The sequence below is a fragment of the Rhodobacter viridis genome (genome assembly GCF_003217355.1).
In the GTDB taxonomy this organism is placed as follows: Bacteria; Pseudomonadota; Alphaproteobacteria; order Rhodobacterales; family Rhodobacteraceae; genus Rhodobacter; species Rhodobacter viridis.
Genome location: NZ_QJTK01000001.1, coordinates 118,726 through 142,798 on the forward strand (window position 1 = coordinate 118,726; position 24,073 = coordinate 142,798).

A 24,073-nucleotide genomic window follows, 5' to 3' on the forward strand; every position below is an offset into this window, starting at 1 on the left:
CTGTTTCGCCCAGCTTCGCGGCTTTTTGGCCATCGGTCAGCCCCCCGCGTGCGCTCAGCGGCCGTAAAACCGCCGCCGCGCCTCGGCTTCGATGTCAAGGCGCAGCTGCAGATCGGCCAGAACCTTGGCCTCGCGGCGGCGGTCGTCCTCGGTCCTCGCCGCGCGCAGCCGTTCGGTTTGCGCCTCGACCGCCTTGCGCAACTCGATCTCGCGCGGCAGGGCCCCCGCCTCGGCCATGATGCGAAAGCCGACGGCATCGGAGCTGCCCGCGTCATTCTCCATGTTGAGCGGTTTGCCCGCGCCGCGCAGGTTCTCGAACTGCCCCTCGGCCTGCGCCTTCAGGATCTGCCGCTCGGCCATGTCGGAAAACTTCATCACATTCCTCCCTTGGGTCGGGCCTGCAGCCCGCGTTCGATTTCGGTGAAGACCGGCCAGAACTGCGCCAGCCCTCCGGGGCCGCGCGGCCCAAAGGCGGTGAGCGCCCCGGTGATCATCAACGCCGTCGGCAGTGGCGCGAGATTGGCGCGGAAGCTGCCTTGGGCCCGGCCAAGCGTCAGGATCTCGACGTAGCGGGCACACCAGTTGCGGGTGAAATCCTCGATCAGTGCGCCGATCGCGGGCTCGGAGGGGGCGATCTGCGTGAGTTGCGCGAAACAGGCGGCCAGTTCGGGGCGGTCACGCAGACTGTCGTGATAGGCCTGCACCTCGGCGCGCAGCTGATCTGGCGCGGGGCGGTCGGGGTCGGGCAGGGGGGGCAGCAGCGCCTCAAAGGCCGTGCGCACCGTCTCGGCCACCAGCCGCAGCATGTCGGATTTCGTCGCGACATGGAAATGCAGCGTCGAGATGTTGATGCCCACGCGCGCGGCCACATCGCGGGTGCGCAGCGCGGCGGCGCCTTTTTCGAGGATCACTGCGATGGCCGCCGCCGCGATCATCTCGCGCCGCGTCTCGTGCCGCAGATAATGTTGGGGGGGAGAGTGCTCTTCCATGAATCAATCATATGATTGGTTAGTGGATATTGCAAGACCGGCGCCCGCGCCACACGGCGTTGATGCAGCACTCTGACTATCGAGGATTCACATTTTGAATCCATGTGGTTAGACGGTCTTCGTGAACAAGCCATCCTCCGCTCGCCATCGCACGACGAACTGGTCCAGCCAATGCGCCATTCAGAGGCGCTCGACGACATGGGGCTGAGCGAGGCCGACCGCCGCGCCGAATGCCGGCTGTGGTTCTGGCAGGGCAGGGATCGGTGAGGCCCGCGCGGCCGGATCGGGTGCGATCTCGGTTTCCCGCGCTTCGCCACCCTGTCGAAAGAGCTTGCCATTCACCCGAATGCACTTCGGAAGCGCCTTGATGCAGAGGGCATTGAGCCTGGCGTGATCCGATCCGCCTACAGGCACGGCTGTATCGGCGCGCAGATATTGACTCACTTTGAGGATTGCTCGCGCCCCGTGTGCTCAGAGATTGCGGGGCAGAGGCGAGGCGGTTTCCGTGCCAGCCTTCATGTGTGACGGAAACGCAATCTGACGGAACTACGGACCTGATTTTACGGAGCGATGGCCAGGATTCCACGAAACTTTCCCTCTGATTTCCTGCCCGCTGCGCTTTTGCCCCTAGGAATATCAGAGGTTTACGGGTGAATTTGCGCCAGCTTTGCGTCGTCTTTAACCCCGCACGGGGCGGAGAAAACAGAAAAATTCCCGTAGTCGAACGGACCGGACCGCCATGCACCTGATCGACGAACCTGGCCCCTGTCCGCAAGGACGGGGGCCTTTTCCTGCGGTGGGCCGTGCCGTGCGAAGGGGGCATCGGACCTGCTGTCGATGGCAAGTCCGCCGCGGCGGCCATCTTGCCCCCGCAACGGGCAGATCGGCGTCCGCGGCCCCGAGCGCCCATCCGATCTGCGCTCCGCGCTTCGCACAGTCTCGCGCCAAACACCGCGGGGTTGTTTTTTTCTTGCCGGATATTCCGTTTTGGATAGGCTCGTCTTGGTTTCCTGACGAGTGTTCCCGATCACGATGCTTTCCCAAGACGCACGCACCGGTCGTCTTTCCACCGTTTTGGGCAAGGACGTCCTTGTCCTGCAGCGCTTTTCGGGCATCGAAAAACTCAACGATCTCTTTGACTTCACTGTCGAATGCCTTGCCGCAAGCGCCGAGATCGACTTTGATCAGCTGATTGGCACCCATGCCACGGTGACGCTGGAAACCGCCGCAGGCGAGCGGTACTTCGACGGCATCGTCACCGAGGCGCGCTGGCTCGGCGCGGGCGAGAACGGGTTGCGCTATTCCCTGCGCCTGAACCTTGGTTCTTCCTCGCCTCGCTGCGCCGCAACCAACGGATTTTCCATGACAAAACCGTTGTGCAGATCGTCTCCGAGGTGCTCTCGGATCACGCCGACGCCGGGCGGTTCGAGGGGACGCTGTCGCATGACGACCCGACCCTTGAATACACCGTGCAGTTTCGCGAAAGCGACATGGATTTTGTCCGCCGGATGCTGGAGCGGCACGGGATTTCCTATCGCTTTCAGCATGATATGTGGACGCACACGATGGTGCTTTCCGACATGGTGGAAAGCCACCCCTCGATCGGCACGCGGCCCTATCACCCGGCCGAGGGGCATCATCAGCAGGAGATCGAGCATTTCCAAAGCTGGCAGCCGGCGCGGCGGATCGGCACCGGCGCGGTCCGGCTGACCGATTGCAACTTCAAGAAACCGAACGCGGCGATGGCGGTCGAGGCACTGGGCGACGCCGCCTATCCGCATGGAAAGATTGAGAGTTTCGACTGGCCGGGCGATTGCCTCGAGCAGGGCCGGGGCAAGGTCGTGGCGCGTCTGCACACAGGGTCCGAACGCGGGCAGGACCGCCGTTTCGCCGCCGAGGGCGATATCCCGGGTCTTGCCGCAGGCACCCGGGTGACGCTCTCGGGCGATGCGGTTCCGGGGCGGGGCGAGGCGTTTCTGTGCCGCGTCGCCGAGCACAGGGTCAGTTCCGACAGCTACGGCACGGGCACCGCGGCCGAGGATTTCGCCTATGCCGGGCGCCATATCCTGATGCCCTCCACAGCGCCGATGGTGCCCGAACGCAAGACCCAACGCGCCGATGTCTGCGGGCCGCAGACCGCGAAAGTGGTTGGCGAGGGCGAAATCGATTGCGACGAATACGGCCGCATTCTGGTGCAATTTCATTGGGATACGATGGCCGCGCGATCGATGCGCTGCCACGTCAGCCAGAACTGGGCGGGGGCGGGCTGGGGCGGCATGGTGATCCCGCGGATCGGCATGGAGGTTGTGGTCGACTTCCTCGACGGCGATCCGGATCAGCCGCGCGTCACGGGGGGCGTGTTCAACGGGGCCAATCCGCTGCCCTATGACCTGCCCGCCCACAAGACCCGTTCGACCTTTCGCACCAACACCCATCAGGGCCGGGGTTTCAACGAGCTGCGCTTCGAGGACAAGGCGGGTGCGGAGGAGATTTTCGTTCACGGACAAAAGGATATGAACGTCGAGAACCTCAATGACCGGTCAGAGCGCATCGGCAGAGACCAGTCGGAACAGGTCGGCAACGACAAGTCGATCGAGGTCGGTGGCGATCATGACGAGGTGATCTCGGGCAACATGTCGATCGCGGTGGGGCAAAACCCGCTTTCGGACCTGCTGATGGCGAAGACGAAGCTGCTCTTTGACGGGGTCGGCAAGATGATGGGGAAGCTGAAGATCCCCGACCCGTTCAACTTCGGCAAGGGCAATTATCAGCTTTTCGTCGAGAAGAACCGCTCCGAGGTGGTCGGCGTCGGCAGTTCCGAAATCGTCGGCGCCGCGAAGTCGATCGTCGTCGGGCACACGTTTCAGACCACGGTCGGCAAGGCCCGGAGCCTGATCTTGCGCGGGCGGGCGGATGTGGATGTGGGGCAGGTGATGAACATCCGGGTGGGCGATCAGCTGACGATCAAGGTCGGCGAAAACGCCATTCTGACGATGTCGAAGGAGGGCAACATCGTGATCAAGGGCAAGTCGATCATGCTCAAGGCCGACAAGATTTCGCAAGACTGAGGGGCGCGCGGGATGGGCGGGCGGGACAGCGGGCAGGCGGCGAGCACCGTGACGGGGATCCTCTGGACAAGGTCCGAGGGGACGCAGCCCGTTCTCGACATGCTCAAGACCGACCTGTCCACCTTTGATCGCTATCCCTGGTGTCCGGCGCCGAAGCGCCCTGGGCCGATGCTGATCGGGCTGGGGATGCCCCGACTGACGCCCACGCCGCCGCCCGTGGCTGGAGCGCCCTCGCCGCATGGTCCCGACGTGAAGGCCGCGCAAGACTTTGCCGTCGCCTCGCCCGTCAATGCGGTTGTTCCGGCGGCCTCCGCCCCGAAGGACACCGCGAAACCTGCGGAAAGCCCGCTGAAGCTTGGACAGGTCGGCCGGTCCTATGACGAGGCGGGGAAAAGCGTCGCGGCGCAGCGCGGGGTGCGGGAATATCTGGCCTCGGGCTACACCCGTCGCAACCCCGACGGCACCCGCGCCATCGACAAGGACTGGACGGGCAAGTGGAAGCCGATCGATGTTCAGCTGGCCGAAAAGACCTGGGGCAAGTCCGAGGACGTTGCCGCCTTCAAGGATGGTTTCGGCTCGGCGGGGGCCAGCTTTGCCTCGGGGAATTCTGGCATCGGCAAGGTGGAAGGCGCTGCCACTTCGGCGTTTTCGATCACCAAGGGAGGGGTGACCCTTTCCCCGATCTCGGCAAAAGGCGCGGCCGCGGTCGCACAGGGGCATGTCGATCTGAACAAGGACGGGCTGGTCTCGGCCAGCGGCGATGCTGCCTTCCTGAAAGCTGCGGGCAGTGCCGAGGCCGTCGCCATCCTCACCCCCGGGAAGCGACCTTGAAGGGCAAGCTCGGTGCTTCGGTCAATGTCGTGGAAGTGAAGGCGGGCGGCGAGCTGTGCCTGACGCCGATGCGGGCGGTCGATGCCTACAACCGGTTTTACAACTGGGCGTTCGACGGCCATGGCGCGATGCTCGACCAGACGTGGGACATCGGCCTTTGTCTCGGGGGCGAGGCCTCGGGCGCGGTGGGCGCGCAGGCCGAGGGCAAGCGATTGCGCTTGCAGCGATCCTGGCGGGCGGTTTCCCGGGGGCTCGGGCCGTGGCTGAGCCGAACTGGGACACCCATCTGCCGCTGCGCCCTGTCGCGCAGCCCTCCGAGACGCGGCAGAGCTTTGCCTGCCCGGCAAGGACTGCGGGCGATCAGCTGCGCCTCGCGCTGAGCGCGCCCGGCAACATGCTTTGGTTCGTCGACGAGACCGACGCCCAAACCCCCGGCGAGCCGATGGCAAGTCGCGCGGTGCCCTCGCTTGGGCGGATCGCCTAGGCCTATGTGCCCGAGGACCGCGATCGGCTGGAACTGGATCTTTATTGTGGCGAGATCGCCCCCGATCTGATTGCGCGCGGCTTCGATTACGCTCGCGAGATGGCGCAGGTCTGGGGGCTTTTCCCGGTCTTCGGGCAGAGCCGCGGGATCGACCGGGGCGAGGTTCTGGCGCCAACGGTCGCGCGTGGCTCCGAACGGCTGGTGCGGATCGGCGCCTGGCGCTTTGGCACCCGTCTGGTGGTGCTGCGCGCCGATTATGCAAAGGATCACGCGACCTGGGCAGAGCCGATGCTTGCGGGGATCTTCGGCACGCTTGCCGCGCAGGATGTCGCGGCGGACCCGGTCAGGACGGCGCTGGCCTCATGGCCGCTGGCGACCGACGGCACGGCATTGAGTGGGGACTTGCCCAAGAATTGGCAGCTGCACTCGGCCGATGCCGCGCCCGGGGCCGCGGCGGCGATCCGGCTTTTCACCGACCGCAACGACCCTGACGGCAACAGCGCGGTGACGGTGGTCTGGCGCCGGACCGATCCCGTGGAGGCGTAAAGGCTGCGCAAGGCGTTGGCGACGGCCGACGATGCCTTTGCCCGCAAGATCGCCGCCGATGTGGTCGATATCGAACTGTCGAACCTGCTCGCGCCCGACACGCCCTGGCGGCTGGAGGGGGGCGTTGCGATCCTGCCCGCCCCCGAGGACAAGGTCGGCTTGGCCACGCAGATCTTTTCCGACCGGATCACGCTCGGCGAGGGCGCCCCCACGATCGCCGCCACGACGACGGTGATTGCGGGCGTGGATCAGATGGTGGTCCTTGGCGTGCTTGCCGCAGACCCGGTCACTGACCTGAGCCGCGCGCGCTTCCTGCATGCCGATTGCGTCGTCGAGACGATCAAGGTTGCGCTGCGGCGTCAGCCCGCCTTCGCGACGCAATGACCCGGTCGGGCCGAGGAGAAAGGACAGTCGATGCGTGAATTGCAGGAGGCCGATTTTTCCGAGCCCGCCGCGGCCGGGTTGACCGCCCCGAGATTGCGCAGCTTCGGGCGCCGTTGCAGGTGGTGCGGGATGATCCGCACGAGCGCGCCTTTGTCGTCGAGACCGGCGCCGCCCGGCTGACGGTGCGCGCCGATGGCACGGTGCGCATCGACGCGGCAAAGATCGTGCAGGTGGCCGAGGGCACGACCACGGTCTTTGCCGATGGCGGGAACAGTTGCGCCAATCGCGGCTCCGAGGTCTCGACATCGATCGGCGACGAACCGGGCTCTGGCGGCGGGGTGAAATCGGGCACCAACAGGGACCGCGCGACCTGGCTCAGCTGGTCGGCCGATGTGTTTCTCGGGGGCCAACCGGCCTGTCGGCTGTCCGACAAGATGCTGTTGAACAACGGCAATACCGCCGCGCTGGGTGGCTTGAACCAGCAATGTCTGAGCGTCGACGAGATCAAGGACAAGCTGTGCGATTCCGCCTGTGCCTGCAAGACCGTGACGCTGAAACAGAAATGCGTCGCCGAGAAGATCGAGAAGGACAATTACGACGGCCAATATCCCAAGCAGGATGCGCAGATCTGGCGCGAGGTCTCGTTTCGCAAGAATGGCGATGGCGGCTTCTCGATGATCATGAGCCAGGGCGGCAAAGGCTCGGTGCCGACGAGCAACCCGATGACCCCCGGCGGCGGGATCCGGCCCGATTGCATCCTGCGCGACGGCTCCGGCACTGTCACCCGGCTTGTCGAGATGAAATGCCCCCGCGACACATTGCGCCCGACGCAGGCCCTGACGCGGGGCTCGCCCTACAATCGTGCGGCACAGGGTCTGGGGACGGATTGCGATCTGTTGGATGTCACGGAATGCGGCTGCTGGGATGATCCGCCCCCGGGCGCGCTGGTTCCGGTGACGGTGCCAAGCCCGCAGAAGGAACCGGCGACAGACTGGGGCAAGGTCGCCAAATACACCGCTGTCACGGCGGGCGCGGGCCTTGCCATTTTCGCCTGCTGGGCCAGCGGCGTGTGCGAAGCGGCGGCAGCCGCTGCCGGGGCCGCCGCCGCCGGAACTGCCGCCGTGACCCTTGTCACGCAATGAGACTCGGGGGGAATAGGACATGGAACAGGATCTGAAAAAGCTCGACGAGTTGATTATTCTGGACACAAAGCGGCAGCGTTGGCGAGTCTTGCGCTTCGCCTTCCAGGTGTTGCTCAGCTATCCCGACGGGCGCGCGCCCGCGATGCGCGAGGCGCTGGTCGATGTCGCGGGCCGCTACTGGAAGGATACGCGCCCGGCCACGAATGCCTTCCTGCGCGCGGGGGCCAACCGCTATTCTCCGATCCGCGATGCCTCTTTCCTTGACTGTTACCGCAAGCGCCTCGCCCCGGAAGAGATCGATGGCGATGATGAATGGATCACCCTCATCGATGGCGCCGATGGCAAACCCCCGGCGCAACACCAGTTTTCCGGCCATATCGGGATGGCGATGGAGGGCCCGGGGCGGCCGGAGTACAAACGCTCCACCCTCGAGGTCTGCTGGCCGGTGGCGCGCTGCGTCGATCATGCCGACACGCTGATCGCGCTGATCCTCGAGTGGTGCAACCGGCTGCATCCCGAGCAGGGCACCGCCGGCATCGCGCCCATTTCCGAGCGCGGCATGCTGCCGATGCGGACCGAAGAATACACCCCGTTTCTCAAGCGGTTCCCCGGTCTGGATTTCAGCTGGCCGGGCTACGAGGCGCCCTTGTGGGGCGGTATCCGCACGGTGAACTTGCTGACCATCCTCGGGCAGGGCTATGTCGATGCGCTGGGCGGCCGGGAGGCGCTGGCGGGGATGCTGGATCCGCAGATCACGCTTCATGACTACGATGGCGGCGTGCTCTTGCGCGCGGGCGCGCTGCCCGAGATGGGGGCGGATGCGCCAATTTCCGCTATTGGCGCGCGTGCTCTTGCGCGCGGGCGCGCTGCCCGAGATGGGCGATGTGAACCACGGTCTGTGGCCCGAATGGTACCGCCATGTCGATGCGATCCTCCGGCCGCTGCGCTTCATGGACTATCCCAACGCGCCCGGGTGTCTGATCCGTATGCCCGAGCCGATGGCCCCTTATCAGGAAACCCTCGCCTGGCTGCGGCGGTTCGAAAGGCGTTGATCATGGCCACGCCCCTTGCGCTGATCCTGCGCCTGCGCATCACGCCCGAGGCTCTGGCCGAGGGGCTTGCCCGCCCGGGGCCGGGGTTTGACAGCCATCCCGACTGGGAGCGGCTGCCGATCCTTCTTGGGCCCGATCTGCCGCAGATCGCGCGCGCGAGCGACCCCACCCCGGCGGGGCAATTCCTTGCCGAGATCCGCAGGTTTTCCGCGCGCCAGAACGGCTTCCTCTTCGAGTATGACCCGAGGCAGACCCGGCTGTCCTGTCTCGATCTGCTGCATCCCGGCAGCTGGTCGGTGCTGATCGTGACGCTGGCGCGGTTGCGCCCCCTGCGCGCCTCCGAGGGCTTCCTGCTGATCCACGATCTGATCTCGGGTTGCGACGAGACCCATGCGGCGGTGCAGTTTCAGGGCGGCACATCGCGCGTTCTCGACATCGACGCCGGCGAGGCGCAGGCGCTGATCGCCGAGGGCTGTGCCCTGGCCCGCCCCCGGCTCGAGGCCCTGCAGGCGGCGGGCGAGGGACCGCTTCCGGTCTTGCCCGATCAGTTCGAAAGCTGGTGGCGCGGGTGAAACTCTGGGCGCTGGAAAACCACACCCCCTTTGCGGCCTTCACCCTGCCGGATCGAGACGTGCAGGGGCGGCAGCACTGGGTCGTGGCGATGCGGGCCAGTTTCGGCCTGCCGGTCTCGGACGGGTTCGTGACGCCGCTGCAGGATCTGCCCCCGGTGCGGCTTGCGCCCGAATATGCGCCCGATGGCGGGCTTTTGCACGAGGACGATATCCTGCCCTTCGCCCCCTGCAGCGAGGTCCTGCTGCACGGCACGCTGCATCCGGCGACGCCCGACGCGCGCGCGCCGCAGTCCTTTGGTTTCCGGCTGGGCAAGCTGGAGAAAACGGCCGTGCTGCATCCTCCGGCGCAGGCGGTGTTGCGATCCGGGCGCTGGCGTGTCGAACCGCTCGGGCCGCTGGCCGCCACACCGTTGCGCTGGGAAAATACCTTTGGCGGCACCTCCCCCCGGGGGCAGGCCGATCCCGAAAACCCGACCGCACCGGTTATGGCCTGCACGAGGCCGGATCTCTGCCCGAGGGCACGGTTCTGCCCTTGCCCCGGATCTTGCCGCCAGGCATCGGTGTGACCGAATTCGAGCGCCTGCAGCCGGTGGGCTTTGGACCGGTCGATCGCTGGAGACCCGCCCGGGCGGCCCTTGCGGGCACCTGCGGGCCGGAGTGGGAAGCGATCCGCGCGCCGCTGCCCCCCGCTGATTACGACCCGCATTTCCAGCTTTCAGCCCCGCGCGACCAGTGGATCGCCCCGGTCCTGCATGGCGGCGAGGAGGTCGCGATCGCGGGCACCGGTCCCATGCCGATCGGGCGCTTTCGGCTGCCGCAGATCGTGCCTGCCGCGGTGGTCACCTTTCGCGGCCGCAGGCAGACCCTGCACTTTCGGCTCTCGCGGGTCGATCTTGATCTCGATCTGCGCAGCGTCTCGATGCTTTATCTCGCCACTCTGCCCTGCGGCCCGTTCGAAACCGACATCGAGAAGACCGTGCTGCGCCTGCACCAGATTGCGGGGGTGGCCCGATGATCGCGGCAGAGATCCTGTTTGGCGCGCTGCAGACCCCGTTTGGCGATGCGCCCGCCACCTTCGCGGCCCTCGCTGCGGGGGAGAATGCCTTTCGCCGCCATCCGGTTTTCATCAGACGCGATGGCCGCCCGCTCGAGGGCGCCTTCGATCCCGCGGTGCAGGACATGCCCGCGCTGGCAGACCGGCTGGCCGGATTGCTGACGCCGCCGCCCCGCAGGCTCTGCCCGCCGTCTTCGAGCGGCTGGCGCGCGGTCAAGGGTGCTTTGGGCGGCGGTGGACAGTCTGGTCGCACCGCTGCGGCTGGACCTCGACGCGTTGAGCGCCCGCCCCGTCTTCGGTCCCGCCCATCCCCATGCGCCGCTGCCCTCCGAGGCCGCCTGCGTCGATCTGCTCGGGCCCTGCGATCCCGCGCAGGCCTCGGCGCAGCGGGTGCGGTTTGCGCCTCCGGCTCTGGCGCAAGGGCCGTTTGCCGCCGCCGACCCCGGCCGTGGTCTGCTGGGACAAGGTCTTCGGCAGGCGATCTTCGGGGTCCGGCGGGATCAGGAGGCCGCGCTTGACGGGATCGTCAGCGATCTGAATGGCGAGCGGTTCCGCGCCGAGGAATATGGCGTCGTGGCCCAGACCCAGTTGCCTCGGGGTCATGCCGATCCGCTTTGCCCGGCGATGATGCTGGGCGAGACGGGGACGGCCAGCCCGCTTCTCGGGCTCGGATGCGCGCTTGGGCGCGGGGCCGCCTTCGAAAAGGCCGGGCAATGGCGGTTCACGCCGCCGACCCATGTCGCCGATCCTCGTCCCCTTCCTGTCGCCCGCCGACCCCGCCTTCGATTTCGCGCGCTTATCTGCGGCGATGAAGGCGCGGGGCTTCCTGATCTGTCCGGGCAAGCTGACCGTGGTCGAGAGCTTCCGCATCGGCTGCATCGGGCGGATCGATCCCGAGATGAGAAGCCGCGTCGGGCTTGCGGTCAAGGAATCGCTGCAGGAGATGGGCGTGCGCTCCGCCGCTCCCGCGCCCGAGGCGCTGGCACAGCGGATGCCCTTGTGATCAGCGCGCCCGCAGAAGGTCGAGCCAGGCGGTGATGCAGCCCAGCGCCGCGCGCTCGTCCAGAAACGGGATATGGCCGCGGTCGGGCACTTCGGCAAAGAGCATGTCCGGGCGGCGGCGGCGCATCTCGGTTGCCGTCTCGGCCGAAAGCACGTCGGAATTCGCGCCGCGGATGAGCGCAAGCGGCAGGCCCGCGCAGGCGTCAAACAGCGGCCAGAGATCGGCTGCCGGGGCCGCCATCGCCGCTTCGAAGGCCTCGCGCAGCGCCGGATCATAGCTCAGCCCGACGCCATCGGCCAATTGCACATAATGCCGGACGGCTTCCTCGGCCCAGCGCAAGCTTGGCACATGGACGAAACCGGGCATTGCTGCGGCCAACCGGTCGGCCACTTCCTCCAGCGTCGGCACCGTCGGGCGCAGGCCGATATAGGTGCCGATCCGGTCGAGCCCCGCGCGCTCCAGCACCGGGCCGACATCGTTCAGACAGAGCCCCGAAAGACGCCCCGGCGCGGTCGCGGCCAGCGCCATGCCGAGCAGCCCCCCGCGCGAGGAGCCGATCACCGCCACCTGCGCCAGATCCAGATGGTCGATCAGCGCCAGCGCGTCGCGGGCCTCCTGTGCCACGGTATAGCTCGCCGCCCCGGTCCAGTCCGAGGCGCCGCGGCCGCGACTGTCGAGCCGGATCAGCCGCACATCATCGGGCAGATGATGTGCCAGATAGTCGAAATCATGCCCGTCGCGGGTCAGCCCCGCCAGCGCCAGAAGCGCAATCCCGTCGCCCTGATCGCGATAGGCCAGTCTTGCGCCATCCTCGGCCCGAAATTCCTGCATCACCCCTCCCGGTGTCTCTTTGCCGGGACACCATCGAAGCGCGGGGCCGGACTGTCAATGAGGCTCCGGCCCGAATGGGCCGTTGCGGTGAAAGGTGCTGACGGGGCCGATCACATCGAGGCGCCCCGCGGCTCCGTGTCAGGGGTCAGAACCGGCGGGCCGTCCTCGGCGTCCTGCGCGAGGAAGATATCGCTGCGGCGGCGCAGCGCCGCGAGGCGCAGCACCAGCTGCTCGGTGGCATCGCGCTGACAGGCGACCCAGGCCTCGAAGCTGGAGCGCTGCGCGCGGTTGTCGTGAAAGGCGGCAATCAGGGCTTCGGCCTGTTGCATCGCCGCCGTCAGCCGCGCCGAATGGCCGGCTCTGACGCGGCTGCCGTGCGGGTGCGGCGCCGCAGAAGGAAGATCGGCGGCGCGGGCCGGATAAGTGTCCTCAAAGACGCGGACCATGGCGGCCTCCTCGGGCGGTGATGGAATGGCCGTCGTCGATCGCGTGGATCCCGGCGGTCAGGGTCTTCGCTTTGGACGCGGCCAGAAAGGCAGCCATCGCGCCGATGGTCTTGATCGTCGCCCCCCGGGTCCTTGGCAGCGCGCAAGGCACCGGGGGGCGTCGCCCGCGCGGTGCCATCCGCCCGGCAGAGGTCCGCGGCACGGTGCGCCCCGGTCGTGACGGGCAAATATCGAAGCGGTGACAGAAAGGAATCCGGCTGCGGCGATGTCGGCGGCGCGGCCGCGGGGGGACGCGCGTTGCAAAGGCCGTTGCCCCGCAGGAGCGTTACCGAAGCTTCAGGGAACTGCCATGCCGCTGTTGCCCGGACGGGCGAAGACTTTGCCGAACCGAAAGGCGGAGGGGCAGATGCTGGAGCTTCGGAAGCTGACGCGGGAGTTCGGGGCCCGAAAGGCCGTGGACGGCGTGTCGCTGCAGTTCGACCGGCCCGCCTTCGTCGGCATCATCGGCCGCTCGGGCGCGGGGAAATCGACGCTGTTGCGGATGATCAATCGCCTGACCGATGCCAGCGCCGGGGAAATCCTGTTTCAGGGCCGCAATGTCGCGACGCTGACGGGGCGCGAAAAGCGGGACTGGCAAAGCCGCTGCGCGATGGTGTTTCAGCAATTCAACCTCGTGCCGCGGATGGATGTGGCCTCGAACGTGCTGCATGGCCTTCTGGGCCGCCGCCCGACGCTGGCCGCGATCTTCGACTTCTGGTCCGACGCCGATATTGCCCGGGCGCTTGCCATCCTTGACCGGCTTGGCATCGCCGATCAGGCCGCCAAGCGGGCCGAGGCGCTGTCGGGCGGCCAGCAGCAGCGCGTCGCCATTGCCCGCGCGCTGATGCAGGATCCGGCGATCATCCTTGCCGACGAGCCGATCGCCAGCCTCGATCCGATGAATGCGCAGATCGTCATGGACACGCTCAAGCGGATCCAGAGCGAGGACGGGCGCATGGTGATCGCGAACCTGCACACGCTTGATACTGCGCGGCGCTATTGCGACCGGGTGATCGGGATGCGCGATGGCCGGGTGGTGTTCGACGGGCGGCCCGATCAACTGTCAACTGGCGTCGCGCGCGAGATCTACGGCGCCGATGCCAGTTTCAACGAGGCCGCGACCTCGACCGCAATCCCCCCCGACACAAGCGCCGACGAGAGCTACGCCACGGCGATGCTCGGCGCGTAACCCCTTTCCCGGCCGGGGTGGCCGGGGTCAACCGGAGACGACCATGAAGATCCTTCCCGCCGTTCTGGCCGCCACGACGCTTCTTGCCGGTGCCGCTCATGCCGAGGGCATCACCCAGTTCAACATCGGCCTTCTGGGCGGTGAAAACGCGCAGGACCGGCTGAATTCCAATGAATGTCTGCGCAAATATACCGAAGAGGCGCTGGGCGTGCCGGTGAAGCTCTTTGCCCCGGCCGATTATGACGGCGTGATCCAGGGCCTTCTGGGCGGCACCATCGACATGGCCATTTTGGGCGCCTCGGGCTATGCGAAGATCTATCTGGCCGATCCGAAGGCGGTGACCCCGGTTCTGGTGCAAGCGAACTCGGATGGCTCGTTCACCTATTTCTCGATCGCCATCGCCCGCAAGGACAGCGGCATCACCAAGCTCGAGGATGCCAAGGGCAAGGTCTTCGGCTTTGGCGATCCGAACTCGACCTCGGGCTATCTGATTCCCTCGGTCGAAATTCCGAAGACCCATCCCGAGATCAAGCGCGAAGACCTCGCCGATGGCGCCACCGGCTATTTCAAGACGGTGAAATTCACCGGCGGGCATGAACAGACCATCGTCGCGGTGAAGAACGGCGATGTCGATGCGGGCGTGACCTGGGCCGATGGTCAGGGCAATTGGGAAGACGGCTACAACTCGGGCGCGCTGCGCAAGGCGGTGGATGCCGGTCTGGTCAACATGAACGACCTCGTCGAGATCTGGCGCTCGGCGCCGATCCCGGAAGGCCCGGTGGTGCTGCGCAATGCGCTGCCCGAGGAGGTGAAGACGAAGATGACCGCGCTGATGGCGGATCTGAACGCCAAGGACCACGACTGCGCCTATGGCGTCGCGGGCGGCGAAACCTCGGGGTTCAAGCCGGTCACCCATGCCAATTACGAAGGCATCATCGAAACCCGGCGCGCGACGCAGGGGAACTGATTTCAGCACGGTCGGGCGGGGGCGTCCTGCCCCCGTCCATTTCCCGAAAGGTTTTGCCGCATGCACGCCGCCGCGATCACCTCAACGGCCGAGTATCTGGCGCTGGTGCGCCGGCGCCGGGCTTATGGCGGGGTACTGACGGCGCTGTTCGTCGTCTTGATGACGACGGGCTGGCGCGCGGCCGATGCGCGCAATGCCGGAAGCTTTGCCGACGGCATCCGACATGTCTTTGACTTCCCGGCCGAAATCCTGACCGAGGCGGCGCGCGACTGGGCCAACCTGCCGGGCTATCTCGGCCAATACATCCCATCGCTGATCGAGACGCTGAACATCGCGGCGGTCTCGACGCTTCTGGGCGGCGTCTGCGCCTGCATCCTCGCCATCCTGTCGGCCCGCGCGCTGGCGCCCGTCGCCGCCCTTGTGACACCGATCCGGCGGCTGATGGATGTGATGCGGGCGATGCCCGAAATCGTCATCGCGCTGGTCTTGATCTTCCTGCTCGGCGGCGGCCCGGTGCCCGCGATGATCGCGATCACGCTGCACACCGCGGGCGCGCTCGGCAAGCTCTTTTCCGAGGCGGCGGAAAATGCCGATCTGAAACCGCTGGAGGGGCTCGCCTCGGTCGGCGCCGGATGGCTGGCGCGGATCTGGTTCGGCATCCTGCCCCAAGTGGCGCCGAACTGGTCCTCCTATGCGCTCTTGCGGTTTGAAATCAACATCCGCGCCTCGGCGATCCTTGGCTTCGTCGGTGCGGGCGGCATCGGCTACGATCTGCGCACGACGCTGCAATGGGGGCAGGGGCGTTACGATCAGGTGGTGGCGATCTTCGTGCTGCTCTTCCTGACCATCGTCGCCGTCGACGCCCTGTCCGATCGCGCCCGCACCCGTCTTGTCAAGGGAGGGCAGGCGGCATGACTGCCCCGATGCTGTTGATCGCCGAGACCGAAATTCGCCGCAGCCTTGGGCGTCGCCGCGCCGTGAGGCTGGCCGCGCCGCTGCTGCTTGCCGCCTATCTGACGACGATCTTCTTCAGCTTCGATCTGCCGGGCATCGCCGCGCGGATCCGGCCTGACAATGCGGCAACGCTTCTGGGCGATTTCTGGAGCTTCAAGACCCATGTCAGCCGCGATCTGCGCAAGCCCGGCCTCAAGGTGGCGATCGAGGGCGAGGCGAAGGGCCGTTACGCGCCCGGGCACTTCCCGCGCTGGGTGCAGGATGGCGCAACCCCGGGGATCGATCTGCCGGGCGGGGGCCGCGTGACCTATACCGCCACCGGCGCCCGGATCGAGCGGCCGGAGTTCGGCCTGATCGAGGTGACGCGGAGCGGGCGGCGCATCGCGGTGACACTGCCCAAGGGGGCCGTCACGCCCGACTGGCTCTCGGCATCCTCGACCCGGGTCGACATGCGTGGCCCGTGGTGGCGCTTTTCGATGACGCCCCAGCGCACCGAAACCTTCCGCTATCAACCCGGCTGGGAGCTGTTCTTCTTCGACCTGCAAAGCCCGTTTCACGGCAAGGGCGCTGCCGAACTGGCGGCGCTTGCGCTGTGGGAGCCGCGGCTCGATCCGGCGCGGGCCAACCTTGCGGGAATGCTCCATGACATCTGGACGAACCGGATGTGGCGGCATGGCGATGTGGTCTGGGCGCTGGGCGAGACGGTGCTGATGGCCTTTCTCGGCACCTTTGGCGCGGCGCTGATCGCGGTTCCGCTGGCGTTCCTCGCCGCCTCCAATTTCGCGCCGGGGCGGGCCGTGCGGTTCGGCCTGCGTCGTCTTTTCGATCTTTTCCGCGGTATCGACGGGCTGATCTGGACGGTGATCCTCAGCCGTGCCTTCGGGCCGGGGCCGCTGACCGGGGCGCTGGCCATCTTGATGACCGACACCGGCACCTTCGGCAAGACCTTCTCCGAGGCGCTTGAAAACATTGACGAAAAACAGCGCGAGGGGATCGCCTCCACCGGCGCGAACGGCGCGCTGCAGGCCCGTTTCGGCGTCGGCCCGCAGGTGGCGCCGGTGATCCTCAGCCAAGTGCTTTACTATCTCGAGAGCAACACCCGCTCGGCCACCGTCATCGGCGCGCTGGTGGGGGGCGGCATCGGGCTTTTGCTGACGCAGGCGATCCAGACCCAGAAGGACTGGGAAGAGGTCAGCTATTACATCGTCCTGATCATCCTCATGGTGATGGCGATGGACAGCCTCTCGGGGTGGCTGCGCACACGCTTCATCAAGGGGTAGACCATGGCGAAACTGCATCCCGTGACACCGCTGATCGCGCCCGATTGCGAGATCATCAACGCGAGCTTCGGCGCTTATGTCGAGATTGGCCGCGGGGCGCGGCTGACCAACGTCGAGATGGGCGATTACGCCTATTGCGACCGGCTGGCCGATATCGCCAACACGACGGTGGGCAAGTTTGCCAATATCGCCGCGATGACAAGGATCGGCCCGACCGACCATCCGTTCCGCAACGCGGCGCAGCACCATTTCCTCTATCGCTCGCATTACTATTGGGACGATGTGGGCGATGACGCCGCCTTCTTCCTGCACCGCGCCGCGCGGCGGATACACCTTGGTGCCGATTGCTGGATCGGGCATGGCGCGATCATCAAGCCCGAGGTGACGGTGGGCATCGGCGCGATCGTCGCCTCGGGCGCGGTGGTGACGAAGGACGTGCCCCCCTTCATGATCGTTGCGGGCTGCCCCGCCGTACCGCTGCGGATGCGGTTTTCTGAACCCGTGGCCGAGCGATTGCTGGCGATGGCGTGGTGGGAGTGGGATCATGCGACGTTGCGCGCAAGGCTGCAGGATTTTCGCACTCTTCCGGCGGAAGAGTTTCTCGATCGCTACGAAGACGTGCCGGCCTGAGGCCGCGCATCGGGCGCTACGGTGAGCGCGACGTGATCGCCTGCAAACCAGGTCAGCCCGTATTCCACCGGCACCCCTGTGGCATCGACATTCACCGCTTCGGTGCGCAGAAGCGCCGCCCCCTCGGGCAGGTGCATCAGCGCCGCCTGTGGGTTGCGCGCGATCTTGGCCGTGATCCGGGTCGAGGCGCGGGTGTAGTCGCAAACGCCCATTTCCGCCAGTGCCGCCGTGACCGACCCAAGACGCGCCAGCGCCTCGGGCAACGCCGGGAAGCGCTCGGCCGGAAAGGCGGAGCGGAACTGCGCCAGAACCACCCCGTCGGCCAGCGATAACCCCTCGTAGAGATGCACAAGCGCAACCCCCAGCGCGGCGCGTTCCGCCGCCTCGGCGGGGCGGGTCTCCAGCCGCAGCACCTGCCGCGACGGCGTGCGCCCTGACGCAGTGACGTTTTCCTGAAACCGCACCCGCCGCCCGAGGGCATAATCCGTCGGCGGCAGCGCCGCGACGAACACCCCCGCGCCGCGCCGTGCGATCACCAGCCCTTCCTCGGCAAGCGCGGCCAGCGCATGGCGCAGGGTGTGGCGGTTGACGCCGAACCGCGCCGAGAGCGCGGCTTCCGTCGGCAGCTTCGAGCCCGGCGGGCAGGCGCCCGAGGCGATCTCGGCGCGCAGGATCGCGGCAATCGCCGCCCAGACGGGATCGCGTTTTGTCATGCAAACTTCATTGGCGGAATCGGCCCCTGTGCTGCAATATTTGTCTAGTTGTATATTTATCTGGACAAATCCGCAAGATGTCTGCCCCGGTCTCCAACGCTGCTTCCGACACATCGGCCCGTGCGGCGACACTGTCGCTTTTGGCCCGCGCCCCCGGCGTGCGTCTCGCCACCCTGCTGCCAGACCTCCCGCCGTTCGACTGGCTGCGCCGTCCCGAGGTGGGGGCGGTGATGCTGCGCGGCCGCATGGGGGCGGGCGGTGGGGCGCCGTTCAACCTTGGCGAAATGACGGTGACACGCTGCGCGCTGCGTCTGGCCGATGGCACGGTCGGACATGCTGCCGTGCAGGGCCGCGACAAGGGCCATGCGACGCGGGTGGCGGTGATCGATGCGCTGATGCAGGGCGAGGACGCGGTGCGGATCGAGACTGCGGTGCTTGCCCCCCTGCGCGCCGAAGAGGCCGCGCGGCGCCGTCTGCGCGCCGAAAAAGCCGCCGCCACCAAGGTCGAATTCTTTACGCTGGTCCGGGGAGAGGATTGATGGAGATGCACGCTCTGTCCGGGGGCTTTGCCGATCCCGCGATCGAGGCCGCCCACGCCTTTCGGGCCGCGCTTGACGCGATGGCGCGACCCGGGCGGATCAACCGTCTTTCGGGCGCCTGCCCGCCCGCGCCGCTTTCGCCTGCGGCTGGGGCGCTTTTGTTGACGCTGTGCGATGATACCACGCCGCTCTTTCTCGCTGCGGCGCTCCTCACACCTGCGCTCGTCGACTGGATCGCCTTTCACACCGCCGCCCCCCTGTGCCCGCCCGAGGAGGCGCTCTTTGCCCTTGGGCGCTGGGAGGATCTGCCGCTTGACCAGTTCCGCATCGGCACCCCCGATTATCCCGACCGGTCGGTGACGCTGATCGTCGAGATGGCGGCTTTGACGCCGCCCAATGCGCGGCTGCGCGGCCCGGGGATCGAGACGCATCAGGACGCGCGCCTGCCCGCGATCGCGCCGTTCACCGCCAACCGCGCCCGCTTTCCGCTGGGGTTCGATTGCTATTTCTGCGCGGCCGAGGGCGTGACCGCCCTGCCGCGCTCGACCCGGGTGGAGGCGTTCTGATGTATGTCGCAACCAAAGGCGGCGAGCGGGCGATCGACGCGGCCCATGCCTGGCTTGCCGAGGAACGCCGGGGTGACCCTTCTGTGCCGGAGCTGAGCGTGGCGCAGATCGCCCAGCAGCTGACCTTGGCGGTCAATCGCGTGATGGCCGAGGGCTCGCTTTACGATCCCGACCTGGCCGCGCTGGCGATCAAGCAGGCGCGCGGCGATCTGATCGAGGCGGTGTTCCTGATCCGCGCCTATCGCACGACGCTGCCGCGTTTTGGCGCAAGCCTGCCCGTCGAGACCGAAGCGATGCAGATCACGCGCCGGATTTCCGCCACCTTCAAGGATGTGCCGGGCGGGCAGGTGCTGGGGCCGACCTTTGACTACACGCATCGTCTGCTGGATTTCGCGCTGGCCGCCGAGGGGGCGCCGCCACCCGCCGCGCGCGTCCCCGCCGACGCGGCCCCCGCGCCGCATGTGCTGGGGCTGCTCGATCGCGACGGGTTGATGGAGCCGCTGACGGCTGGCCCCGAAACGCCGCCCGATCTGACGCGCGAACCGCTTGAGCTGCCCGCCGCCCGCGCGACGCGGTTGCAGGCGCTGGCGCGGGCCGACGAGGGCTTCGTCCTTGGCCTCGCCTATTCGACGCAACGCGGCTACGGGCGCACCCATGCCTTTGTCGGCGAATTGCGCATCGGGTTGTGCGCGGTCGAAATGGAGATCCCCGAGCTTGGGTTCGTCCTCGAGATCGGCGAGGTCGAGCTGACCGAATGCGAAACGGTGAACCAGTTCACCGGCTCGAAAACCGAGCCGCCGCAATTCACCCGCGGCTATGGCCTCGTCTTCGGCCAGTCCGAACGCAAGGCGATCTCGATGAGCCTCGTCGACCGCGCGCTCCGCTGGGAGGAACTGGGCGAAGACGCCACCGGCGCCCCGGCGCAGGATGCGGAATTCGTGCTGAGCCACTGCGACAACATTCAGGCGACGGGGTTTCTCGAGCACATCAAGCTGCCCCATTACGTCGATTTCCAGTCGGAACTGGAACTGATCCGGCGCCTGCGCCGCGACACTGAGGGAGAGCCGCAATGAGCCTATTCGCGCTCGCCCGGGGCCTCGCCTTCGTTCCCGGCGGTGTCGGCCTTCTTGCCGCCCGCCTGACGGCGCAGGAACGATCCGACGAGATACACCCCCGCCACGGTGAAGAAAATCCAGTGCAACATCGTTTCCGTCCTTGTCTGGGAGAGCACCATGTCTGAGGGCTACAGTTTCGCCTATCTGGACGCCGCAACCAAGCGGATGATCCGTCGCGCCCTGCTGAAAGCGCTGGCCGTGCCGGGATATCAGGTGCCCTTTGCCTCGCGCGAGATGCCGATGCCTTACGGCTGGGGCACGGGGGGCGTGCAGGTGACGGCGGCCTGTCTGATCCCCGAGGATGTGCTGAAGGTGATCGATCAGGGTGCCGATGACACCACGAACGCGGTCTCGATCCGGCGCTTTTTCGAACGCACGGCGGGCGTCGCTACCACCACCCGCACGACCGAGGCGAGCGTGATCCAGACCCGCCACCGCATCCCCGAGGCGGCGCTGACCGAGCGGCAGATCCTTGTCTATCAGGTGCCGATCCCCGAGCCCTTGCGGTTTCTGGAACCGCGCGAGGCCGAGACGCGGCGGATGCATGCGCTGGCCGATTACGGGTTGATGCATGTGAAGCTTTACGAGGATATCGCGCGGCACGGGGCGATTGCCACCTCCTATGCCTATCCGGTGCTGGTCGAGGGGCGCTATGTGATGGACCCGAGCCCGATCCCGAAATTCGACAATCCCAAGCTCTCGGGCTGCCCGGCAATCCAGTTGTTCGGCGCCGGGCGCGAGGCGCGCATCCATGCGCTGCCGCCCTATACGCGCGTGGTCAGCCTTGATTTCGAGGATCATCCGTTTGTGCCCAGCAAGGCCGATGCGGCCTGTGATCTGTGCGGGGCCGAGGCGAGTTATCTCGACGAGGTGATCACCGACGATGCTGGCGGGCGGATGTTTTGCTGCTCGGACACCGATTTCTGCGCCGGGCGGTGCGCGGCGGGGCATGCGGGGCGGTTGTCGGAGGGGCGCGCATGAGGAACGGCGCGCAAGGGCGTATTTGGACCAAGAAGAAGCCGGAGGCGGAAGCGGGGCCGCTGTTGCAGGTCGAAGGCTTGGGCAAGCACTGGGGCGCGCGGATCGGCTGTGCCGAGGTCGACTTTGATCTTTATCCCGGTGAAGTGCTGGGGATCGTTGGCGAAAGCGGCTCGGGGAAATCGACGCTTCTGGGTTGCCTTGCCGGGCATCTGAGCGCGGATGCCGGGCGGATCCACTATCGCGGCCACGATCTGCGCGCGATGGGCGAACCCGAGCGGCGGCATCTGGCGCGCACGGAATGGGCCTTCGTGCATCAAAATCCGCGCGACGGGCTGCGCATGGGGGTGACGGCGGGCGCGAATGTCGGCGAGCGGCTGATGGCGGTCGGCGCGCGGCATTACGGGGCGATCCGGGCGCAGGCGCGTGACTGGCTCGGCCGCGTCGAGATCGACCCCGGCCGGATCGACGACCGGCCGCGCGCCTTTTCGGGCGGCATGCAGCAGCGGCTGCAGATCGCGCGCAATCTGGTGACCGGGCCGCGGCTGGTCTTGATGGACGAGCCGACCGGGGGGCTTGATGTGTCGGTGCAGGCGCGGTTGCTGGATCTTCTGCGCGAGCTGGTGCGCGAGATGGGGCTTTCGGTGATCATCGTCACCCATGATCTCGCCGTGGCGCGGCTTCTGGCCGACCGGCTGATGGTGATGAAAGACGGCCGGGTGATCGAGGCGGGCCTGACCGATCAGGTGCTCGATGATCCGCAGGCGGCCTACACCCAACTTCTCGTTTCCTCTGTCCTGCAGGTCTGAGCCGATGATCGAGATCGAAAATCTGTGCAAAAGCTTCACCTTGCACACTCAGGGTGGCGCGGTTCTGCCCGTTCTTGCCGGGGCATCCTTGCGCGTCGGGCCCGGCGAATGCGTGGCGCTGACCGGGGCCTCGGGGGCGGGAAAATCGACGCTGATGCGGATGATCTGGGGCAATTACCGCGCCCAGACGGGGCGGCTGGTCGTCGACGGACTTGACCTTGTTCGCGCCACGCCACGCGAAATCATCGCGCTGCGCCGGGAGCGGATGGGCTATGTCAGCCAGTTCCTGCGCGTCGTGCCGCGGGTGCCGACACGGCGCGTCGTCGCCGACCCCCTGCTTGCCACGGGTGCGCCCGAGGACGAAGCCTTTGCCCGGGCCGAGGCACTGCTGACCCGGCTCAATATCCCCGAACGGCTCTGGTCGCTCTCGCCCACCACCTTTTCGGGCGGCGAGCAGCAGCGGGTGAACATCGCGCGGGGCTTTGCGCATCCGTTTCCGGTGCTCTTGCTCGACGAGCCGACCGCCTCGCTCGATCCGGTGAACCGGGCGGTGGTGCTGGAGTTGATTAGCGAAGCCAAGGCGCGGGGGGCTGCCATCCTCGGCATCTTCCATGACGAGGCCGCCCGCGCCACCGTGGCCGATCGCGAGATCGACGTGACCGGCTTCACCCCCGCGAGGGCGGCATGACCGGGCGTCTGATCGCCATCGTCGGGCCATCGGGGGCGGGCAAGGATACGCTGATCGCCGGGCTGATCGCGGCGCGACCGGAGATCCACCGCGCGCGGCGCGCGATCACCCGCCCGGCGGCGCCGAGTGAAGACTTCGAAACCCTGTCACCGGCGGAATTCGCGGCGCTGCGCGGCGGCGGCGGGTTCGCGATGTCGTGGCTCGCGCATGATCTTGGCTATGGCATCCGGCACGCCGAGCTTGCGCCGCTCGCGCAGGGGCGCGACGTGATCTTCAATGGCTCGCGCGCGGCGCTGCCGGACTGTCTGGCCGTCTTCCCGCAGTTGCAGGTGATCGAGATTGTGGTCTCGCCCGCCAAGTTGCAGGCGCGGCTTGCCGGGCGCGGGCGCGAGGATGCGGCCGAGATCGCGGCGCGGCTCGCGCGGGCCGAGATGGTGCTGCCGCCGGGCCTTGGGGCGGTGCGCATCGTCAATGACGGCGCGCGCGCCGCCGGTATCGCCGCGCTGATCGCGGCGCTTCAGCCGGAAAGCGCGTGAGCCGTCAGAAGATGGAACCGCCCGCCCGCATCCTCGCCAAAAAGACAGAGCCGATCGAGCGTCACCGCAGGCTCGAGATGCGGTGCGAAGAACGCCTGCGCAAGCGGCGCGAGGCGGGCGACCTCGTCCGGTTGCAGATCGCCGGTCAGCGAGATGTGGAAACGGAATTCCTCGAAAACAAAGGGATAGCCGTAGATGTTCAGAAGCTCGCGTTGCCGCGGGCTCAGCCGGTCCGGTCGACGCCGTGCGATCTCGGCCGCGGTCAGGGGGGCGCGGAAGGGCTCGAACCGGGTCACCACCTCGGTCGCAAGCGACGCGAGCGCGGGGCCGGTGGTGTCGGGGGTCAGGGCAAGGAAAGACCCGAGCTGCCGGACGGCAAGCCCGTCCAAGGCGACCGGGGCCAAAGCCGCCGCCATCGCGGCAACGGCTGCGCGCAGGGCTTCGGGGGTCTGATCCTCGGCCAGCCGGAACGGCGCCTTCAGCGTGGCGTGAAAGCCGTATTTGCGGGCGGTTGCAGTGGCTTCGGAAAGCCCAGCAATGCCGGGCTGACCGACCGGACGGCCCGTGCAGGCGTCCCATCCAAGCCAGTCCGACCCGGCCCGCCAGAGCCCCGCATCCGCGGGGGCGTAATAAAGCGCGTAACGTTTGATCATCATGGCCCCGCTTTC

Annotated in this window: 29 protein-coding genes and 1 pseudogene; 22 read left to right on the forward strand and 8 right to left on the reverse strand. The window is 67.2% G+C overall.

The genetic code is table 11. The annotated features are described in order from the left end of the window. Window positions 1–54 precede the first annotated feature (54 nt). Window positions 55–375 (reverse strand): DnaJ family domain-containing protein, encoded by a 321-nt coding sequence (locus tag C8J30_RS00545; protein WP_110803788.1) that lies wholly within the window; start codon window positions 373–375, stop codon window positions 55–57. Continuing rightward, window positions 375–989, reverse strand: coding sequence for a TetR/AcrR family transcriptional regulator (locus C8J30_RS00550; RefSeq protein ID WP_110803789.1), 615 nt, complete (start codon window positions 987–989; stop codon window positions 375–377). The genes C8J30_RS00545 and C8J30_RS00550 overlap by 1 nt, the downstream gene beginning before the upstream one ends. A gap of 1,032 nt (window positions 990–2,021) precedes the next feature. On the opposite strand from C8J30_RS00550, the pseudogene C8J30_RS00555 reads away from it, so the two are divergent. The 9 genes and pseudogenes from C8J30_RS00555 (at window position 2,022) to C8J30_RS19205 (ending at window position 10,083) form a co-directional block, all read left to right on the forward strand. Continuing rightward, window positions 2,022–4,057, forward strand: a pseudogene (locus tag C8J30_RS00555) (type VI secretion system Vgr family protein). A 12-nt stretch (window positions 4,058–4,069) separates the two neighbouring features. Then, entirely contained in the window at window positions 4,070–4,888 is an 819-nt protein-coding gene (locus C8J30_RS00560; protein WP_110803790.1) for a hypothetical protein, read from the forward strand. A 259-nt stretch (window positions 4,889–5,147) separates the two neighbouring features. After that, a complete protein-coding gene (locus C8J30_RS18820) occupies window positions 5,148–5,372 on the forward strand; it encodes a hypothetical protein (RefSeq protein WP_110803791.1) in 225 nt (74 codons plus the stop codon). Between the two features lie 6 nt (window positions 5,373–5,378). Then, the gene (locus tag C8J30_RS00570; RefSeq protein ID WP_110803792.1) at window positions 5,379–5,918 is read left to right on the forward strand and encodes a hypothetical protein; all 540 of its coding nucleotides are present in this window, start codon (window positions 5,379–5,381) and stop codon (window positions 5,916–5,918) included. Window positions 5,919–5,933: 15 nt separating this feature from the next. Beyond that, window positions 5,934–6,302, forward strand: a complete 369-nt coding sequence (locus C8J30_RS00575) for a hypothetical protein (protein WP_110803793.1) — start codon at window positions 5,934–5,936, stop codon at window positions 6,300–6,302. 122 nt (window positions 6,303–6,424) lie between these two features. Further along, complete coding sequence (locus C8J30_RS00580) at window positions 6,425–7,444, forward strand: PAAR-like domain-containing protein (protein ID WP_181420722.1); 1,020 nt, start codon at window positions 6,425–6,427, stop codon at window positions 7,442–7,444. Between the two features lie 19 nt (window positions 7,445–7,463). After that, the gene (locus tag C8J30_RS19460) at window positions 7,464–9,068 is read left to right on the forward strand and encodes a type VI immunity family protein (RefSeq protein ID WP_110803795.1); all 1,605 of its coding nucleotides are present in this window, start codon (window positions 7,464–7,466) and stop codon (window positions 9,066–9,068) included. Further along, entirely contained in the window at window positions 9,056–9,634 is a 579-nt protein-coding gene (locus C8J30_RS19200; protein ID WP_110803796.1) for a DUF2169 domain-containing protein, read from the forward strand. The genes C8J30_RS19460 and C8J30_RS19200 overlap by 13 nt, the downstream gene beginning before the upstream one ends. Next, window positions 9,601–10,083, forward strand: coding sequence for a DUF2169 domain-containing protein (locus C8J30_RS19205; protein ID WP_281269348.1), 483 nt, complete (start codon window positions 9,601–9,603; stop codon window positions 10,081–10,083). The genes C8J30_RS19200 and C8J30_RS19205 overlap by 34 nt, the downstream gene beginning before the upstream one ends. A 252-nt stretch (window positions 10,084–10,335) precedes the next feature. Here C8J30_RS19205 and C8J30_RS00600 read toward each other — a convergent pair whose 3' ends face one another. Continuing rightward, window positions 10,336–10,860, reverse strand: a complete 525-nt coding sequence (locus C8J30_RS00600; protein ID WP_146227837.1) for a hypothetical protein — start codon at window positions 10,858–10,860, stop codon at window positions 10,336–10,338. Here C8J30_RS00600 and C8J30_RS00605 point away from each other — a divergent pair. After that, window positions 10,859–11,125 carry a hypothetical protein gene (locus C8J30_RS00605; RefSeq protein WP_110803798.1) on the forward strand — a complete coding sequence of 89 codons (267 nt, stop codon included), beginning with the start codon at window positions 10,859–10,861 and terminating at the stop codon, window positions 11,123–11,125. The two genes, C8J30_RS00600 and C8J30_RS00605, sit on opposite strands and share 2 nt — an antisense overlap. On the opposite strand, the gene C8J30_RS00610 is transcribed toward C8J30_RS00605, so the two are convergent. Both C8J30_RS00610 and C8J30_RS00615 read right to left on the reverse strand, forming a co-directional pair. Further along, the gene (locus C8J30_RS00610) at window positions 11,126–11,959 is read right to left on the reverse strand and encodes an alpha/beta fold hydrolase (protein ID WP_181420723.1); all 834 of its coding nucleotides are present in this window, start codon (window positions 11,957–11,959) and stop codon (window positions 11,126–11,128) included. A gap of 107 nt (window positions 11,960–12,066) precedes the next feature. Next, the gene (locus tag C8J30_RS00615) at window positions 12,067–12,402 is read right to left on the reverse strand and encodes a hypothetical protein (protein WP_110803800.1); all 336 of its coding nucleotides are present in this window, start codon (window positions 12,400–12,402) and stop codon (window positions 12,067–12,069) included. 406 nt (window positions 12,403–12,808) lie between these two features. Here C8J30_RS00615 and phnC point away from each other — a divergent pair, with 406 nt between their 5' ends. From phnC to C8J30_RS00645, 5 genes are read left to right on the forward strand one after another with little or no spacing between them, the layout of a single operon-like run. Then, window positions 12,809–13,630, forward strand: a complete 822-nt coding sequence (gene phnC / locus C8J30_RS00625; protein WP_110804258.1) for a phosphonate ABC transporter ATP-binding protein — start codon at window positions 12,809–12,811, stop codon at window positions 13,628–13,630. A 43-nt stretch (window positions 13,631–13,673) separates the two neighbouring features. Then, window positions 13,674–14,597: a phosphonate ABC transporter substrate-binding protein gene (gene phnD / locus C8J30_RS00630; protein ID WP_110803802.1), complete on the forward strand. Its 924-nt coding sequence runs from the start codon at window positions 13,674–13,676 to the stop codon at window positions 14,595–14,597. A 60-nt stretch (window positions 14,598–14,657) separates the two neighbouring features. Then, window positions 14,658–15,512, forward strand: a complete 855-nt coding sequence (phnE, locus tag C8J30_RS00635) for a phosphonate ABC transporter, permease protein PhnE (protein ID WP_110803803.1) — start codon at window positions 14,658–14,660, stop codon at window positions 15,510–15,512. After that, window positions 15,509–16,831, forward strand: coding sequence for a phosphonate ABC transporter, permease protein PhnE (gene phnE / locus C8J30_RS00640; RefSeq protein ID WP_110803804.1), 1,323 nt, complete (start codon window positions 15,509–15,511; stop codon window positions 16,829–16,831). The genes phnE (C8J30_RS00635) and phnE (C8J30_RS00640) overlap by 4 nt, the downstream gene beginning before the upstream one ends. Window positions 16,832–16,834: 3 nt before the next feature. Next, window positions 16,835–17,461 carry an LbetaH domain-containing protein gene (locus C8J30_RS00645; RefSeq protein ID WP_110803805.1) on the forward strand — a complete coding sequence of 209 codons (627 nt, stop codon included), beginning with the start codon at window positions 16,835–16,837 and terminating at the stop codon, window positions 17,459–17,461. Here the strand turns inward: C8J30_RS00645 and phnF are convergent. After that, window positions 17,440–18,174: a phosphonate metabolism transcriptional regulator PhnF gene (gene phnF, locus C8J30_RS00650; protein WP_110803806.1), complete on the reverse strand. Its 735-nt coding sequence runs from the start codon at window positions 18,172–18,174 to the stop codon at window positions 17,440–17,442. The genes C8J30_RS00645 and phnF overlap by 22 nt on opposite strands. A gap of 77 nt (window positions 18,175–18,251) precedes the next feature. On the opposite strand from phnF, the gene phnG reads away from it, so the two are divergent. Genes phnG through C8J30_RS00665 form a run of 3 tightly spaced genes read left to right on the forward strand, consistent with a single transcriptional unit; the run spans window position 18,252 to window position 20,352 of the window. After that, window positions 18,252–18,713 (forward strand): phosphonate C-P lyase system protein PhnG, encoded by a 462-nt coding sequence (gene phnG / locus C8J30_RS00655; RefSeq protein ID WP_110803807.1) that lies wholly within the window; start codon window positions 18,252–18,254, stop codon window positions 18,711–18,713. Continuing rightward, window positions 18,713–19,279, forward strand: coding sequence for a phosphonate C-P lyase system protein PhnH (gene phnH / locus C8J30_RS00660; protein WP_110803808.1), 567 nt, complete (start codon window positions 18,713–18,715; stop codon window positions 19,277–19,279). The genes phnG and phnH overlap by 1 nt, the downstream gene beginning before the upstream one ends. Continuing rightward, entirely contained in the window at window positions 19,279–20,352 is a 1,074-nt protein-coding gene (locus C8J30_RS00665; RefSeq protein ID WP_110803809.1) for a carbon-phosphorus lyase complex subunit PhnI, read from the forward strand. Before phnH ends, C8J30_RS00665 begins: the two co-directional genes overlap by 1 nt. 2 nt (window positions 20,353–20,354) lie before the next feature. Here the strand turns inward: C8J30_RS00665 and C8J30_RS19210 are convergent, their stop codons facing one another. Then, a complete protein-coding gene (locus C8J30_RS19210; RefSeq protein WP_281269349.1) occupies window positions 20,355–20,483 on the reverse strand; it encodes a hypothetical protein in 129 nt (42 codons plus the stop codon). Window positions 20,484–20,511: 28 nt separating this feature from the next. Between C8J30_RS19210 and C8J30_RS00670 the strand changes: the two genes are divergently transcribed. The 4 genes from C8J30_RS00670 to C8J30_RS00685 are packed head-to-tail and all read left to right on the forward strand — an operon-like array spanning window position 20,512 to window position 23,405. Further along, window positions 20,512–21,375 carry an alpha-D-ribose 1-methylphosphonate 5-phosphate C-P-lyase PhnJ gene (locus C8J30_RS00670; protein WP_110803810.1) on the forward strand — a complete coding sequence of 288 codons (864 nt, stop codon included), beginning with the start codon at window positions 20,512–20,514 and terminating at the stop codon, window positions 21,373–21,375. Next, on the forward strand, window positions 21,372–22,181 hold the full coding sequence (gene phnK, locus C8J30_RS00675; protein WP_110803811.1) for a phosphonate C-P lyase system protein PhnK: 810 nt from the start codon (window positions 21,372–21,374) through the stop codon (window positions 22,179–22,181). The genes C8J30_RS00670 and phnK overlap by 4 nt, the downstream gene beginning before the upstream one ends. Before the next feature lie 4 nt (window positions 22,182–22,185). After that, a complete protein-coding gene (gene phnL / locus C8J30_RS00680; protein ID WP_110803812.1) occupies window positions 22,186–22,869 on the forward strand; it encodes a phosphonate C-P lyase system protein PhnL in 684 nt (227 codons plus the stop codon). Further along, window positions 22,866–23,405 (forward strand): phosphonate metabolism protein/1,5-bisphosphokinase (PRPP-forming) PhnN, encoded by a 540-nt coding sequence (locus C8J30_RS00685; protein WP_110803813.1) that lies wholly within the window; start codon window positions 22,866–22,868, stop codon window positions 23,403–23,405. The genes phnL and C8J30_RS00685 overlap by 4 nt, the downstream gene beginning before the upstream one ends. Here the strand turns inward: C8J30_RS00685 and C8J30_RS00690 are convergent. Then, the gene (locus tag C8J30_RS00690) at window positions 23,387–24,058 is read right to left on the reverse strand and encodes a DUF1045 domain-containing protein (RefSeq protein WP_110804259.1); all 672 of its coding nucleotides are present in this window, start codon (window positions 24,056–24,058) and stop codon (window positions 23,387–23,389) included. The genes C8J30_RS00685 and C8J30_RS00690 overlap by 19 nt on opposite strands. Between the last annotated feature and the right edge of the window lie 15 nt (window positions 24,059–24,073).